Source organism: Acidovorax sp. SUPP1855 (assembly GCF_030158955.1).
GTDB lineage: Bacteria > Pseudomonadota > Gammaproteobacteria > Burkholderiales > Burkholderiaceae_C > Paracidovorax.
The window spans coordinates 1-12,247 of sequence record NZ_BQXI01000020.1; the positions used below are offsets into that span (position 1 = coordinate 1).

At 60.0% G+C, this 12,247-nt stretch carries 22 protein-coding genes; 19 read left to right on the forward strand and 3 right to left on the reverse strand.

Features of this window, described 5'->3' with window-relative positions:
* From AVMA1855_RS16905 to AVMA1855_RS16990, 18 genes are all read left to right on the forward strand, one after another.
* The coding region (locus AVMA1855_RS16905; protein ID WP_284426593.1) for an LbetaH domain-containing protein at window positions 1-598 on the forward strand (598 nt) is incomplete at its 5' end.
* 41 nt (window positions 599-639) lie between these two features.
* Window positions 640-1,065 (forward strand): hypothetical protein, encoded by a 426-nt coding sequence (locus tag AVMA1855_RS16910; RefSeq protein WP_284426594.1) that lies wholly within the window; start codon window positions 640-642, stop codon window positions 1,063-1,065.
* On the forward strand, window positions 1,062-1,247 hold the full coding sequence (locus tag AVMA1855_RS16915; protein WP_284426595.1) for a hypothetical protein: 186 nt from the start codon (window positions 1,062-1,064) through the stop codon (window positions 1,245-1,247). Before AVMA1855_RS16910 ends, AVMA1855_RS16915 begins: the two co-directional genes overlap by 4 nt.
* The gene (locus AVMA1855_RS16920; RefSeq protein WP_284426596.1) at window positions 1,244-1,444 is read left to right on the forward strand and encodes a hypothetical protein; all 201 of its coding nucleotides are present in this window, start codon (window positions 1,244-1,246) and stop codon (window positions 1,442-1,444) included. The genes AVMA1855_RS16915 and AVMA1855_RS16920 overlap by 4 nt, the downstream gene beginning before the upstream one ends.
* Window positions 1,441-2,271 (forward strand): DUF551 domain-containing protein, encoded by an 831-nt coding sequence (locus AVMA1855_RS16925; protein ID WP_284426597.1) that lies wholly within the window; start codon window positions 1,441-1,443, stop codon window positions 2,269-2,271. The genes AVMA1855_RS16920 and AVMA1855_RS16925 overlap by 4 nt, the downstream gene beginning before the upstream one ends.
* The gene (locus tag AVMA1855_RS16930) at window positions 2,268-2,552 is read left to right on the forward strand and encodes an ASCH domain-containing protein (protein WP_284426598.1); all 285 of its coding nucleotides are present in this window, start codon (window positions 2,268-2,270) and stop codon (window positions 2,550-2,552) included. Before AVMA1855_RS16925 ends, AVMA1855_RS16930 begins: the two co-directional genes overlap by 4 nt.
* Window positions 2,549-2,815: a hypothetical protein gene (locus AVMA1855_RS16935; protein ID WP_284426599.1), complete on the forward strand. Its 267-nt coding sequence runs from the start codon at window positions 2,549-2,551 to the stop codon at window positions 2,813-2,815. Before AVMA1855_RS16930 ends, AVMA1855_RS16935 begins: the two co-directional genes overlap by 4 nt.
* Complete coding sequence (locus AVMA1855_RS16940; protein ID WP_284426600.1) at window positions 2,812-3,051, forward strand: hypothetical protein; 240 nt, start codon at window positions 2,812-2,814, stop codon at window positions 3,049-3,051. Before AVMA1855_RS16935 ends, AVMA1855_RS16940 begins: the two co-directional genes overlap by 4 nt.
* A complete protein-coding gene (locus AVMA1855_RS16945; RefSeq protein ID WP_284426601.1) occupies window positions 3,048-3,332 on the forward strand; it encodes an XkdD/Y8K6 family phage-associated protein in 285 nt (94 codons plus the stop codon). Before AVMA1855_RS16940 ends, AVMA1855_RS16945 begins: the two co-directional genes overlap by 4 nt.
* Window positions 3,333-3,456: 124 nt before the next feature.
* Window positions 3,457-3,591 (forward strand): hypothetical protein, encoded by a 135-nt coding sequence (locus AVMA1855_RS16950; protein WP_284426602.1) that lies wholly within the window; start codon window positions 3,457-3,459, stop codon window positions 3,589-3,591.
* A 2-nt stretch (window positions 3,592-3,593) separates the two neighbouring features.
* Window positions 3,594-4,280 carry a hypothetical protein gene (locus AVMA1855_RS16955; RefSeq protein ID WP_284426603.1) on the forward strand — a complete coding sequence of 229 codons (687 nt, stop codon included), beginning with the start codon at window positions 3,594-3,596 and terminating at the stop codon, window positions 4,278-4,280.
* A 45-nt stretch (window positions 4,281-4,325) separates the two neighbouring features.
* Complete coding sequence (gene ssb / locus AVMA1855_RS16960; protein WP_284426604.1) at window positions 4,326-4,820, forward strand: single-stranded DNA-binding protein; 495 nt, start codon at window positions 4,326-4,328, stop codon at window positions 4,818-4,820.
* A 58-nt stretch (window positions 4,821-4,878) separates the two neighbouring features.
* On the forward strand, window positions 4,879-6,450 hold the full coding sequence (locus AVMA1855_RS16965; protein ID WP_284426605.1) for a hypothetical protein: 1,572 nt from the start codon (window positions 4,879-4,881) through the stop codon (window positions 6,448-6,450).
* Window positions 6,447-6,734: a hypothetical protein gene (locus tag AVMA1855_RS16970; RefSeq protein ID WP_284426606.1), complete on the forward strand. Its 288-nt coding sequence runs from the start codon at window positions 6,447-6,449 to the stop codon at window positions 6,732-6,734. The genes AVMA1855_RS16965 and AVMA1855_RS16970 overlap by 4 nt, the downstream gene beginning before the upstream one ends.
* Window positions 6,731-7,090 carry a phiTE_015 family protein gene (locus tag AVMA1855_RS16975; RefSeq protein ID WP_284426607.1) on the forward strand — a complete coding sequence of 120 codons (360 nt, stop codon included), beginning with the start codon at window positions 6,731-6,733 and terminating at the stop codon, window positions 7,088-7,090. Before AVMA1855_RS16970 ends, AVMA1855_RS16975 begins: the two co-directional genes overlap by 4 nt.
* A gap of 87 nt (window positions 7,091-7,177) precedes the next feature.
* On the forward strand, window positions 7,178-7,654 hold the full coding sequence (locus tag AVMA1855_RS16980) for an HNH endonuclease (protein ID WP_284426608.1): 477 nt from the start codon (window positions 7,178-7,180) through the stop codon (window positions 7,652-7,654).
* A gap of 9 nt (window positions 7,655-7,663) precedes the next feature.
* Window positions 7,664-7,882, forward strand: a complete 219-nt coding sequence (locus AVMA1855_RS16985; protein ID WP_284426609.1) for a hypothetical protein — start codon at window positions 7,664-7,666, stop codon at window positions 7,880-7,882.
* A 278-nt stretch (window positions 7,883-8,160) separates the two neighbouring features.
* Window positions 8,161-8,667 (forward strand): hypothetical protein, encoded by a 507-nt coding sequence (locus AVMA1855_RS16990; protein ID WP_284426610.1) that lies wholly within the window; start codon window positions 8,161-8,163, stop codon window positions 8,665-8,667.
* Between the two features lie 342 nt (window positions 8,668-9,009).
* Here AVMA1855_RS16990 and AVMA1855_RS16995 read toward each other — a convergent pair whose 3' ends face one another.
* On the reverse strand, window positions 9,010-9,480 hold the full coding sequence (locus tag AVMA1855_RS16995; RefSeq protein WP_284426611.1) for a hypothetical protein: 471 nt from the start codon (window positions 9,478-9,480) through the stop codon (window positions 9,010-9,012).
* Window positions 9,481-9,765: 285 nt separating this feature from the next.
* Here AVMA1855_RS16995 and AVMA1855_RS17005 point away from each other — a divergent pair, with 285 nt between their 5' ends.
* The gene (locus AVMA1855_RS17005; RefSeq protein WP_284426613.1) at window positions 9,766-10,173 is read left to right on the forward strand and encodes an Arc family DNA-binding protein; all 408 of its coding nucleotides are present in this window, start codon (window positions 9,766-9,768) and stop codon (window positions 10,171-10,173) included.
* Between the two features lie 96 nt (window positions 10,174-10,269).
* Here the strand turns inward: AVMA1855_RS17005 and AVMA1855_RS17010 are convergent, their stop codons facing one another.
* Window positions 10,270-11,058 (reverse strand): HK97 gp10 family phage protein, encoded by a 789-nt coding sequence (locus tag AVMA1855_RS17010; RefSeq protein WP_284426614.1) that lies wholly within the window; start codon window positions 11,056-11,058, stop codon window positions 10,270-10,272.
* A 228-nt stretch (window positions 11,059-11,286) separates the two neighbouring features.
* Complete coding sequence (locus AVMA1855_RS17015) at window positions 11,287-12,015, reverse strand: IPTL-CTERM sorting domain-containing protein (RefSeq protein ID WP_284426615.1); 729 nt, start codon at window positions 12,013-12,015, stop codon at window positions 11,287-11,289.
* Window positions 12,016-12,247: the final 232 nt, after the last annotated feature.

Consider the following 12,247-nt stretch of genomic DNA (forward strand, 5'->3'; position numbering starts at 1 on the left):
GTGGGTCTCCGGCAATGCGTGGGTCTACGGCGATGCGAAGGTCTCCGGCAATGCGCAGGTCTCCGGCAATGCGCAGGTCTCCGGCAATGCGCAGGTCTACGGCGATGCGCAGGTCTCCGGCAATGCGCAGGTCTACGGCGATGCGTGGGTCTACGGCGATGCGTGGGTCTACGGCGATGCGTGGGTCTACGGCGATGCGCAGGTCTCCGGCAATGCGCAGGTCTACGGCTATGCGTGGGTCTCCGGCTATGCGTGGGTCTCCGGCAATGCGTGGGTCTACGGCGATGCGAAGGTCTACGGCAATGCGCAGGTCTCCGGCAATACGCAGGTCTACGGCAATGCGCAGGTCTCCGGCGATGCGTGGGTCGAAAATCGAACCGATTGGTTGCTTGTGGGTCCAGCGAAAAGCAGCGGCAGGTTCACGACCGCATATCGCGACAAAGAGATCGGCGTCCGCGTTTCCTGCGGCTGCTTCTCAGGGACTGTAAAAGAATTCTCAACTTCGATTGAGGAAACACATGCGGACAACGCCGAATACCTCAGCCAATACCGAATTTTCTGCCAACTGATCGCCGCTAATTTTGGCGTGACTGAATAACCAACCTGCCGCGAGCAGGTTTTTTTACGCCTGGAGCAAGCATGCAATCCAAGAAATATCTCTGCCTTAACGATTGGTTCGCTGCTCTTCCAGAAGGCAGGCAAGCCGTGCTGAGAGCCGATAAGTGGATGTTGGCTGAGGCTGCATTTGAAGCGGGGCGCGCTATTGCTCCAGAGAACGCCGCCGCACCACAACCACCGGCAGCGCAGCCAGGGGCGGTGCTGTCCATCGAACTGACCGACGACGTCCGCTTCATCCTGGGCTTCATCTGCTTTCAGTGCATGCATATCGTGCAGGCACTTCGGCTGGGCGGGCGGGATATCAACACCAAAGCTGAAGACGAACAGGCCGCCGCCATCCACTTCATGCTGAACCACTACCTCGCGGACCGCGAAAACTGGCGTGAGAACGTGAACGCCGAGTTGCGCGCCATGGCCGCCAAGGGCCACGAAGGCAGCGCCCGATGACTGCCGTGCCCATCACCACGAACACGCACCGCTGCTGGCCCATCGACCCAGCCCTGCTGATCGACAGCGAAAAGATGGACAACGAAGAGTTGCTCGACGCACTGCGGGAAGCGAGCTACCAGCGCAGGCTGATGGCTCATCCTGATCCGAGAGATCCAGACCACCCGGAGGAGCCGGAATGACCCGCAGCCCCGACAAGGGCCGACCCGCACGCATGACGCTTGCCGATCTACGTGCAGATGCAATCGACTGCATTGCATGCGATCTGAAAAAGCCTGCTGCGGGCTCGCTCAAATTCCACGCCTGCCATGTGTGCGCTGAGTGCGCGACAAAGCTGCAGGCTCAAACCAAACAAAATCGGCAGGGAGCTACGACATGACGGACGAGCAGTACCTCATTTCTCTCGCAGATCACTACTCAGACTCGCCAGTCCCGGAGATTCGCGGGCATCGTGATCGTCTTATGGCGATTGCTTCAAGGCTCAGCGCAGTGGCGCCGCCCCAGGTAGGAGCAGAGAGCTATCCACTGAATGGCCGCTGGGTGTCCTTCAGAGATCAAAAGCCCCCATTTGCGGCCGCCCTGGATGACCCGAAGGTGAAGACGGTGAGCCGCGTCCTTGTCACCAACAACATCAAAGCCCGTGACCGCATGGGCCGCATGTCTCACGTCTGGTTTTCCACTCCCATCCAGTATGGGAAAGAATGGGTTGCTCTTGACGAGGCGGGACGGCAGATCGAGTTCCTGACCCACTGGTTTGATCCGTTCGCAGACGCCACCGCAGCCCCGGACGCCTGTGCGATCGTGCCTCCAACCTGTAAGTACTGCTTACCAGTTGCCCCACCCTACGCACGGCCGTCCGCCAACGAATATGCGCCGCTGCCAGAGCCCGGGTGGCATCACTCTGGGCGACCTGTGGTCCTCGCACAGGGGGCGTACACCGCTGACCAGATGCGCGCCTACGCTGATCTCCACCGGGGCGGCGGCGGGGATGGGTGGATCAGCGTGGAGGAAAAATTCCCACCTGCCTGCGATCACCTGATCGTGTTCGGCAGGAAATACGGAAGCAAGTTCCCCGGGAAACAGGTTTACGCCACCTACATGGGCACCAGACCGCGTGAAACAGTGGAGGACGAGGAGATTACCCACTACATGCACCGTCCTGAACCTCCCGCCCCTCCCACTGCAGCAGGAAAGGTCAAGCCATGACAGACCTGGTCCTTCCTCTCAAAAAGGTGTATTTCCACCAGATTAAAAATGGGGAGAAGACAGAGGAGTACAGGTTGTGCACGCCTTACTGGAACAAGCGGTTGGCCGACAATTTCAATCAGTTTGACCGCATCGTGCTGACACTTGGATATCCAGCACGCGACGACCATGACCGGCGCCTTATCCGGCCGTGGCGTGGCTACACCATCAAAACCATTACGCATCCGCACTTCGGCCCCGACCCAGTGCGGGTGTATGCAATCAACGTGGAGCGACCATGACCGAAGCCCAACAACTGGAGGCGGCTCAAAAGCGCAATGCTGAGATCCGCGAGCAGAAGTTCGAAGCTCTGCGCGCTCAGGCCCCATGGTGGGCCGAAGAGCTTGAACTGTACCGCTGGATCAAGTCTCGCAAGCCGGACTATGTGATCTTCGAGAACGGCGATCTGCTGGACGTCAAGAACGAAGGCGGGGATATGGACCGCGCTGCATCAAGCGCACGAGCAAACATCACCATGCCACCACGGCAGAGGGGAGCATCATGAACAACAGTAAGCCCAACACGGGCACATTCGTCCTTCTGGCGGCCATCATGGCCGCTTTCTTTTTGGGCTGGCACCTGGACGAGAAAGAGGCCGACCGCCAGGACTCTGCCGCGCTGCAATCACGGGAAGCCGCTGGGCGCTGGGTGTGCGGTGCGGATACGCCGGTGTGGATCAACGACAAAACCATCGAATGCGTGCGGGAGTCTGTTGATGTGGTTGCGGGGGTGAAGCCATGACCAAACACACACCCGGGCCGTGGATGACAGCCGACAGCGATCCTACATTCGTCTATGCCTTGGGGGATGACGGCTTCAATCGATTTTGTGCACACGTACAGGATGCCCACACGTCACGCGCGGAGCTGGAAGCCAACGCCCGGCTGATCGCCGCTGCGCCAAAGCTTTTGAAGGCTTGTGAGATGTTGGTCGAATGCATGCGACTGGCAAATTGGGAAAGTGATCCTGCCGCAAAGAAAGGGCGAGCTGCGATCAAGAAGGCCACCGGCAATAAGCCATGACCCCTCCCCACCATCCCACCAAGGGCGCACATCGCGCCCTTTTTCTTTGCCTGCTGGCCTGGCTATTCGCAACGTCTGCTGCGACAGCCATGTTATTTGCGTGGCTGCAACAACCATTCATCCCATGACACACCCAATGCTGCAAGAGTCGCAGGACGAAGCCATGGCCTGCGCACAGATCGAATACGACAAGGAGCAGCAGGAAAGCAAGCCTGCACCGCAACCTATCAACAAAGAAGAGGACGCCCAGGCGTTTTGATAATGAACAAAACCGACCTTCCGAACCTTGCTGGAGTCGCCACCTCGGATCTGGTGGAAAACATTGGCACAGGCAAGTTCAGTGCGAGCTATATCAACTGGAGCCGCACCATGCACATGCTCCGGGAGCATGCCCCAGGCTGGCTACCTGAGCTGATGGTGGCCCCGGATGGATACGTGCTGCACCAGGCTCCGGTTGGTGCGTACCTGATGATCCGCTTCCGCAACGGGGATGTTGTAACACCCCCGGTTCCGCAGGCCATCATGGACACACGCAACGCCGCAATCCCGATTGAGCGCATCACTGCACGGGACATCACCGACACGCATCGTCGCGGAGTCTGCATGGCTGCAGCGCTAACTTTCGGTCTGGCCTACGAGCTGTGGGCCAAGTTGCCTATGGAGTCGGGCTACGCAGAACAAGAACGTCAGACGCCGGCGCCCAAACACCGACCGATGCCTGCAGATGCACTTTCCGCCTTGCCCGAAGACGTGCAGCAATCCATCCGCGACTTGGCAGACGAAGTGACCGCGCATGTGCTCGACAAGCAGCCGGCATCCGCCGTTAAGGCGATCCATGACAAAGCGCTCGACAGCGAACAAAAGGTGGCGCTCTGGTCTCTGCTCAATCCGGCCACTCGATCCGCGATCAAAACGGCGGAGAAGGCGCCGCACCTGCAAACCGCATAACTCAACACCTGCCGGGCTGGCTGGCAGGAATTTAGAAAGGCAAATATGGCATCCGTCAACAAAGTCATCATCGTGGGCAATCTCGGGCGCGATCCCGAAATGCGCACCTTCCCCAGCGGCGACCAGGTCGCCAACGTCGCCATCGCCACCACCGACCGCTGGCGCGACAAGAACACCGGCGAGAACAAGGAAGCCACCGAGTGGCACCGCGTGGTGTTCAACGGCCGCCTGGCCGAAATCGTCGCCCAGTACCTGCGCAAGGGCTCGCAGGTCTATGTGGAAGGCAGCCTGCGCACCCGCAAGTGGACCGACCAGGCCGGCGTCGAGAAGTACAGCACCGAAATTCGTGCGGACAGCCTGCAGATGTTGGGCGGCAAGCAGGGAGACGGCGGCGGGCATGCGCCGGCGCCAGCTCCACGACAGCAGCAGCGGCCGGCGCCAGCACCCGCGCCGCGCGCATCGTCTGGCTTCGAAGATATGTACGACGACATACCTTTCAGCGACCCGCTCAGCTATCGCGGCGCTCATCTGGTTCTGTAACCCCGCCCACCCAACCCCAAGCCCGCCATGTGCGGGCTTCTTCATTTCTGGAGCCTACATGGCTGACACAAAAGACCTGATGGAGCTGATCGACGCGTACGCCGAATCTCGGCATGTCAATGGAGCGGCGGAATTCAACGTGACGACTGCAGGCGCACGCCAGGCAGTCGTTGATGCGCTCGCGGCGCGGGGTGAGCCAGTGGTTTACCGGGTCAGCGACCCAGATGAGCCTGAGCTGGGGCAATGGTTCGAGGAAGAGCCTCCCCCGTCATATCTGAAGTCAGAGCCCCTTTACACAGCCCCCCAGCCCAATGCAGCGCTGGCTGATGGGTGGCTCAATCCGGATGACCTGGCCGCGCTGGAGCGTTTCAGCGAGTGTTCGGAGGACAGCGAAGCCGATGGCCACGATGTGCCCAAGGAACGAATGAAGCGCTTGGCAGAGTTGGGCGCAGTGCAGGCGCGGGGATTTGGCCGGCATGAGACCACGGCCTTCGGCCGCCTCGTCCTCGGCTGCCAATTCGCCCGCAGGCCGTTGGAGACGACAGACGAGTGCAACGCCCGCCTCGGCCGCGAACACCGCGCCAAGCTGGAGATGCCCGACCCGCCCACCCTCAATGCAAAGGTGCTCGGATACGACGATGACGACATGCGAGCCTACGCAGACGCCGCCATCGCACTGCGCGCCCGTGGGGCCGTGTCGTCAGTACAACAGCCAGGAGCGGTGCCGAACAAAGGCTTCAATGTTGAACTGCCGGAAAAAGCAGAAGCCCGGTTCGCAAACTGGATCGGTGTGGCCGAGATGACGCCGTGGCGGCTCAGTGTGGCCCGACTCGCTCTGCTGCTCAATAGCACGAAGCGAGGCCTGATCGACTACGAAGCAGCTCAGCACTTTGCGGACGAGCTTATGGTCAGAGTCGCCGCCCCTGATGCACCAGAAGCCGCAGGGGCGCGCGAATACCACGCGGCATTGCAACGCGTCGGAACTGCGCTAGGCCTGGCGCCCGGGGCCAACATCCTCACGGATTGCGTGCCGGCGATCGAGGCATTGCGGGCTGCTGCACCAATGGGCGCGCAGCCAGATTATCCGCATGAGCAGATGGATGCCATGACGCTGGCGCGGTACAAGGTTGTCCCGTCGCACGAGAGCATGTTCCACCGGCACGCCGTAGTTGCTGGGGATGGCAACCAACAGCTCTATGTCGGGCGGGAGCTGGATTGCCAAAACATGGCGCGAAAGTTCGCTGGTGCGTTTCTTGACGGCGCCTTCGCGTTTCACCGCCTTGCCGCCACACAACCACCGACAGCACGGCGGGAGCAGGATGCGCATCAAGCGAACGGTTTGGCCTGGGCAGTTCATCGCTGGGAGTCGGAAGTGAAGGAGCGGCCTATGGGCAATGTGCACCGGCGTTCGCTGGATGACGCATGGCGGCAGGTGGTGCGCTACTTCGGCGGCAACCCAGACGCGCTGCTCGGGCCATCGCACGACGCAGCCATGGCCGCCAAGGGCCAGGAAGGGGCGCCAGCCAAGCCCACGGAGCACGCAAAAAACTGCGCGCGCAACGATCTCAGCGCACCAAGAACTCCGGCATGCAGTTGCGCCAAGGGGCTGGCAGAGGGAGGTGCAGCGTGACCCCCGAATACCTCTATGAACTCGCGGACATAGCTGACCCTGATCAATTGTGGCGCTTGAACGGCTTGGATCAACAACGGTTTTCACCGGAGCAAAAGCGACAAGTCGATATGGGCGTAGCGCTACGTCGTCATGCCAGCGACATCGAGGCTGTCCGCAATCTTCCCCCAGGCAAAAGTCTGTTGATCACGCCGCTTGTCGTCGGGCGAGGCCTGAGCCGGCGTCAATCAGCGATTGATACACCAGAGGATATCCACAAGCGAGCGAAGGAGCCCCAGCAATGACCGCTGAAACCACACTGGCGCCCTGCCCGACCGAGCGCGAGCAGTTCGAGGCTGTCTTCTCGGCGGGCCCCTACGAGTTCAGCATGTCGCGATGGCCCGACCACCATCGCTATTTGTGGCCGGGGCAGTACCGCGAGTACCACGTCCAAGCCGCTTGGGAGGCATGGCAAGCCCGCGCCCAGGCTGCACCACAGGTGCCGGCACTGGTGCCGCTTACTCGCCAGCAGTTGCGCGAGGCCTATCACCGATCAACTGGCTGCACGCTTGGCAACGACATCGGACTGGCAGAGCGGGTCTGCTCGGTCGTTGAGCAGCACTACGGAATCACCGGAGCAACCCATGGCGAGCAGACGTAGCCGCGAGCGCGGCAACAAGCGCGACCGCTGGCGCGATGAGCAGCCAGACGAACCACCACCACAGCCCGCCTAGTGCGGGCTTTTTTTATGGCAACCCTAGAACAACTGCACGCCCGCTGCATTGAGGACGGCGACTGCCTGCTGTGGCAGGGCGGACTCAGCAAATCAGCGGGGCATCCGAAATTCAACAACCGCAGCGCCCGAAGGCTGGTCTATGAGCTGGCGCACGGTCCTATTCCCGCTGGCCGAAACATCACCGTCACTTGCGATTGCATAAGTTGCCTGAACCCCGAGCACTTGGCACTGACGACAAAAGCAGAGGCATCGAGAAAAGCAAATGCCTGCCCTTCCGTCCGCGCCAAGAAGTCGGTAGCAAGCGCGAAAGCAAGCCGACCCAAAGGGAAGCTGACGATTGAAATCGCCCGAGAGATTCGGGCATCCACCGGGACATGCGACGAACTTGCCGCCGTCTACAGCGTGGATCGAACGCTCATCAGCAAGGTCCGCAGGGGCTCCGCGTGGAGAGAGCTTGTCGCCAGCCCGTTCCAGGGGCTTTTTCTTTAAGGAGGCAGCATGGACGATTTAATGACCTTGGAAGACATTGCCAAGATGCATCGGTGTTCTCAGCGCCATGCGCGCGATGTAATCGTCAAGCTACCCGGCTTTCCCGCCGAAGCGCCCACCAGCACCCCGCGAAACCGGCTGTGGATCACGACCGAGGTGCGCGCATACGTGGGCAGGAAACGGCAAAACATCGCACAAACCCCGCACAACCGCTTGAAAGCCGCATGAATGCTCGATTTCGATTCCTGTCGAGGGGACCACTGATTTACTTACAAATCAACGGCTTACGTTCAGCGCCCTCCCTTCGGGGACATAGGACAGTGCATCCGCGTCGCCGAATGGTCAGTCAGCATATCTCCTGACGTCGGCGCCCTAACAGGGGAGTCACCTTGCCGAGAAAGCCTCGATTAGGCCAGTGCGCCATTTGCGGCATGCACGGCGATGTCACACGAGAACATCTTCCTCCTGCAAAGTTGTACTCGGCTAATGAGCGCGCCGCGCTTCAGATGAACATCATCAAAGCCTGCCTTCGTTGTAACAACGGCGGTTCAAGTGATGACGAAAATCTAAAAATCTTGCTTGGGCTCGTTACCGGTGATGGTGGACGGAATGCGAACCAGATCACTGACCATCTTGCATCAACGCTTGAAAAAAATAAGAGATTGCAAACGACGATTTTTGAAGGCCGGTTAACTAATACTCCAACCGGCCGCCAGATTGCGATTGAATTTGACCAGGCTTCGTACTGCCGCTCAGTTACTCGCATTACGAAGGGGCTTTACTTTTCGGAATCCGGCAAAGCACTCGGACTGGCTGCTTGGGTGTCAGTCTTTGAGCCCTCAAATAGTTATATCGCTGTGGATAACGCCTTAAGGTCCATGCCTCGGAAGTCGCTCAACGGAGGCACTTTCACTTATGCGCATCAAATTTTTGAGGACGGTGGCAGTGTGTGGCAGTTCAACTTTTTTAATCGCCACGAGGTATTAGCTTGGACGGGTCCTCCTGTCCCCTGAGCCGTTATCTCCTGATCTGTCGGTGCAGGGTCATGAGGGGCCTCGCTGTCGTGCCGCATCGCCGCGGTCAGCGTGTTCCCGATGCTAACGTGCCCGTACCAGATATGGAAGGCGGACACCTCGGGAAGCTTGCCGGTGTCGCATTCGCGGATGGGTTCAGGCGGTAGGTGATCCGCACCTTGCCGAAGGCAGGAGTATCTATGACGGCGGTCAGGGTGGGGGGCCGGCCGCTGCCGGCGGGTGGGAGCAACTTGCTGCCCGGCGGAAATTTCCTCGCCCGGGATCTTGGATAGTATCCCGTTGTCTGCACCAAAACCATTCATTTGGGGAATCCCCCCTCCGTCAAATAGGCATAGTGGGTGATCGGAAATAAAAAAGTATCGCCGCCAGTATCACACCCACTAAAAAGCATGCCAAGGCGGAAAATCCAATAAACCAAGACAAAAAGCTATTTTCAGTACGAAGACCGTCCCGCTTCAACATGTCCAGCCAAAGGATTTTTCCTTCCGCTACGCTCAGCCAATCGGACCTCCAGCCGATTAATGCACGATTGATGCGTATATTCTGATTTACATGTGACCCGCCAACAAAAACCAGCCCCAACACAAATACGGCGAGAATTAAATAAGACATCCAAATTTGTCGATAGCCTGGAACGGCGCCGATAAACGCAAGCATCCCTGCAGCCCCTCCGCCGTTAATAGCCAGGAGGTAATTCCAAGCCGCTTTCTCAGCTTCGCTTGACATCAATCTGAGATGATCAAAGCGTTTTTCGAAATAATCGGACTGCATACGCTGAGCGTCTCCAATCATGATGGACCTCCGTTGTCGAATACCTCCATTCTGGGGGAGCCAGGAGGCCGCCGCCAGCCCCCGACGAGGCGGAGGCTACTCACTCCGCAGATCGGTCTTTATGGGCGCGCGGCAGTTGGTCAGCGCTGTCGGCAGCTGCCCCTCATAACCCTCCCGCCTCTCGTTTGCCGCCATCGCGGCTCGCGCGAAGTCGTCCACGGTCGCGCCCGGGCGCAGGGCCTCGGTGGGCATAGCAAGCCGGTCGGGCACAGGCTCTTCGCAAGCACCGTGATGCGAAAATAGCCCATGGCCCGCACTGACCCCCAACTGAACTTCAGAATTCCTTTCGAGCTTCGAGACCGGCTCGATGAGGCGGCGACGGAGAACAACCGGTCTCTTACGCGAGAACTCATCGCGCGCTTGGAGCAATCGTTTCAGGGGCCAGAGCTCGGCCCCGGGGCTTTGCGTGAAAAGCTGATGTTGGCCATCGCTCTGCAGGAGTACAGATCCAGCCTTCTGTCCAACTACCCCGATCCGCAACGTCTAACACCGAACGAGCAAAAGGAATTCGACACGGTGAAGGACAGGATCACCAGAATGGTCTGGCGTATCGAAGAAGACTTTGCTGCCGCAGGCCAGCCGTACCCTCTCAGGCCGCTCGGTCGTTACGTGACTGTTCAGGATATGAAAGACCGGGAGCGGAGCAAAAGTTAGGAACCGCCCTTTCGCGCAACCAAAGCAGCAATACCTGCTTTGCTCACTTCTCCCGTCGGCTCACCTCAGCCATGGTTTCCAGCGCCGCGAGTTCCATCACCCAAACGTCCTCATCCAGCTGGTCACGGTCAGCGGGTTCAAGCGCCATGCGATCACCTGCTTCGGAGTCGGCAGCGTGACGTAGTACGCATCCTTCTCGGCCTGCGACGCCCGGCGGCTGGGCTTCTTTCGGCCATCCATGCCCGGCCGGACCATCGGGCCCATTCCGTCCGGCCCGTAGCGGTAGCGCTGCAGATAGCCGTACTCCACCAGATGGCCGTGCGGCGCCTTCTTGTGGTTCCAGCTGATGTTGTAGACCGCCTTGCCGTCCACAGACTTCTCCGGGCTGAATTTCTGGTAGATCGATGCATCCAGATTGCCGGTTTTTCGGCCAACTGCGGGCAAAGTCGGTGGGTAAGCAAGGCAAGTTTGGAACAAACTCCCGCAGTCGTTGTTTCGGAGGTCTGCAGAGGACAGTAACTGCCGATTTCGCTCAATGCTCCTGGCAGCCGGATGCCATAGCCGGGCCGCCATGGCTCGCCTTACCTCTGACTGATAACGAACCGGGTCGGGCGCGCAGAAGTGCCGATGGGCATGGCGCTTCCAATTGCACCAATGGCAGCAAGCCGCAATGTTTGCTGGATGATCCAGGCCACCTCGTTGACGCTCCACCAAATGCTCGGCTGTCGACCGAAGCACATCGAGCAGAGCTTCAGGAAGACCGTATGCCTGCGCAAATCTCTTGCGGCATTCCGGCTCCCAGATCGGCAACTCACAATAAATGCAGAGGCCCCGTTGGGCAAAGTAAGCACGCTTGCGGAGGGTGGTAGTGGTAATTTTCAGCATGGTCGATCAAAAACAGTGGTGCTGTTTCCGTCGCCAATGACTGGTCGGGTCGGACGCCGAGGCTGGTGCCGAATCGGCTATGCAGGGAATTGCTCCCATGCGGTCGGTTTTGCGATACCGAACGCATGCAATTTACGCGCTCATACCACCGCGCGTCAAGCCAGGATTTATCGGCTGCATTGGTCTGTGGGAATCGAAATCTCTCGCTGAACTAGGTTCGCGCTGCACTCAGGCAGATCGCCGCCGATGCCATGCCAGCAGCCCCAGCAAGGCCGTCAGCATCGCCAGGCCGAAGTGCGACAGCGTGGGAATGGCGGCGGCACTCGCCGGCGCCGCGGCGATCACCGCCGGCCCGCCCGGATCGGAGATCGTGCCCACGGCCGGATCGGCGTCGCCGGGGCCGTTGTCCTCGATGTCGAAGGTCACCGTGTCCCCATTGATCTGGGCGCCCGGCCATTCGAACCACTCCGACTGCGCCGCGCCCGCCGTGCGTGGGCCGTACTTCATGAAGCGGCTGCCCGCTGCCAGCGCCTGCGGGTACTTTAACGTCACCGTGACCTTGCCCGCGCAGGTGGTGGCCACGAAGCGGAAGACGCCTTGGGGAAACTGCGCGCCCGCGGGGCGGCTGGATGGCACCTCGAACGCGGTCTGCGCGGTGTCGAACGTGCAACCGCTCACGCCGGTCAGCGACGCGGTGATCTGCCCACTGCCGGCGGGCGAAGCGCCGGTGAACGAGTCCTCGACGCTCGGTAGGCGCACCACCAGATGCAGGGTCGATTCCTTCTGGATGTTGTAGTCCGAGAGGGTTCGGCCGTCTTCCAGTTGCTTGCCCGCGAAGATCAGCCGCTGCTGCTCGGGCGCAATGCCTTCCTGGTCCTGGATCTTGGCCTTCACGTTCTCAATGGAGTCGCTGGGCTCCACGTCCAGAGCGATGGTCCTTCCGGAGACGGTTTTCACGAAGATCTGCATGGCCCACGCGCCCTGCGAGAGGGCGGCGAGCGCAATGAAGAGGGCCCATCGGGCAGCCCATCTCCGAATATCCAGAAAGGGGGGAACAGGCGGGGAGAACGCAAAAACCATGGATCAACTGGCAGCAGGTCGAAAAAGACCCGGGATCATGCGTTTCTGACGGGTTTCTTACAAGCGTTCCGGCCCTGGATCTGCGGAAAGTCGCGTTTTTAGGGGGCTT

What these genes read in the sequence shown, in the direction of transcription:
- AVMA1855_RS16930 (WP_284426598.1), top strand. Translation starts at nt 2,268, where the DNA reads ATGACAGACCTGGTCCTTCCTCTCAAAAAGGTGTATTTCCACCAGATT.
- AVMA1855_RS16975 (WP_284426607.1), top strand. Translation starts at nt 6,731, where the DNA reads ATGACCGCTGAAACCACACTGGCGCCCTGCCCGACCGAGCGCGAGCAG.
- AVMA1855_RS16955 (WP_284426603.1), top strand. Translation starts at nt 3,594, where the DNA reads ATGAACAAAACCGACCTTCCGAACCTTGCTGGAGTCGCCACCTCGGAT.
- AVMA1855_RS16950 (WP_284426602.1), top strand. Translation starts at nt 3,457, where the DNA reads ATGACACACCCAATGCTGCAAGAGTCGCAGGACGAAGCCATGGCCTGC.
- AVMA1855_RS16940 (WP_284426600.1), top strand. Translation starts at nt 2,812, where the DNA reads ATGAACAACAGTAAGCCCAACACGGGCACATTCGTCCTTCTGGCGGCC.
- AVMA1855_RS16910 (WP_284426594.1), top strand. Translation starts at nt 640, where the DNA reads ATGCAATCCAAGAAATATCTCTGCCTTAACGATTGGTTCGCTGCTCTT.
- AVMA1855_RS16980 (WP_284426608.1), top strand. Translation starts at nt 7,178, where the DNA reads ATGGCAACCCTAGAACAACTGCACGCCCGCTGCATTGAGGACGGCGAC.
- AVMA1855_RS16965 (WP_284426605.1), top strand. Translation starts at nt 4,879, where the DNA reads ATGGCTGACACAAAAGACCTGATGGAGCTGATCGACGCGTACGCCGAA.
- AVMA1855_RS16995 (WP_284426611.1), bottom strand. Translation starts at nt 9,480, where the DNA reads ATGATTGGAGACGCTCAGCGTATGCAGTCCGATTATTTCGAAAAACGC.
- AVMA1855_RS17010 (WP_284426614.1), bottom strand. Translation starts at nt 11,058, where the DNA reads ATGCTGAAAATTACCACTACCACCCTCCGCAAGCGTGCTTACTTTGCC.
- AVMA1855_RS16935 (WP_284426599.1), top strand. Translation starts at nt 2,549, where the DNA reads ATGACCGAAGCCCAACAACTGGAGGCGGCTCAAAAGCGCAATGCTGAG.
- AVMA1855_RS16990 (WP_284426610.1), top strand. Translation starts at nt 8,161, where the DNA reads ATGAACATCATCAAAGCCTGCCTTCGTTGTAACAACGGCGGTTCAAGT.
- AVMA1855_RS16985 (WP_284426609.1), top strand. Translation starts at nt 7,664, where the DNA reads ATGGACGATTTAATGACCTTGGAAGACATTGCCAAGATGCATCGGTGT.
- ssb (WP_284426604.1), top strand. Translation starts at nt 4,326, where the DNA reads ATGGCATCCGTCAACAAAGTCATCATCGTGGGCAATCTCGGGCGCGAT.
- AVMA1855_RS16925 (WP_284426597.1), top strand. Translation starts at nt 1,441, where the DNA reads ATGACGGACGAGCAGTACCTCATTTCTCTCGCAGATCACTACTCAGAC.
- AVMA1855_RS16915 (WP_284426595.1), top strand. Translation starts at nt 1,062, where the DNA reads ATGACTGCCGTGCCCATCACCACGAACACGCACCGCTGCTGGCCCATC.
- AVMA1855_RS16920 (WP_284426596.1), top strand. Translation starts at nt 1,244, where the DNA reads ATGACCCGCAGCCCCGACAAGGGCCGACCCGCACGCATGACGCTTGCC.
- AVMA1855_RS16945 (WP_284426601.1), top strand. Translation starts at nt 3,048, where the DNA reads ATGACCAAACACACACCCGGGCCGTGGATGACAGCCGACAGCGATCCT.
- AVMA1855_RS17005 (WP_284426613.1), top strand. Translation starts at nt 9,766, where the DNA reads ATGGCCCGCACTGACCCCCAACTGAACTTCAGAATTCCTTTCGAGCTT.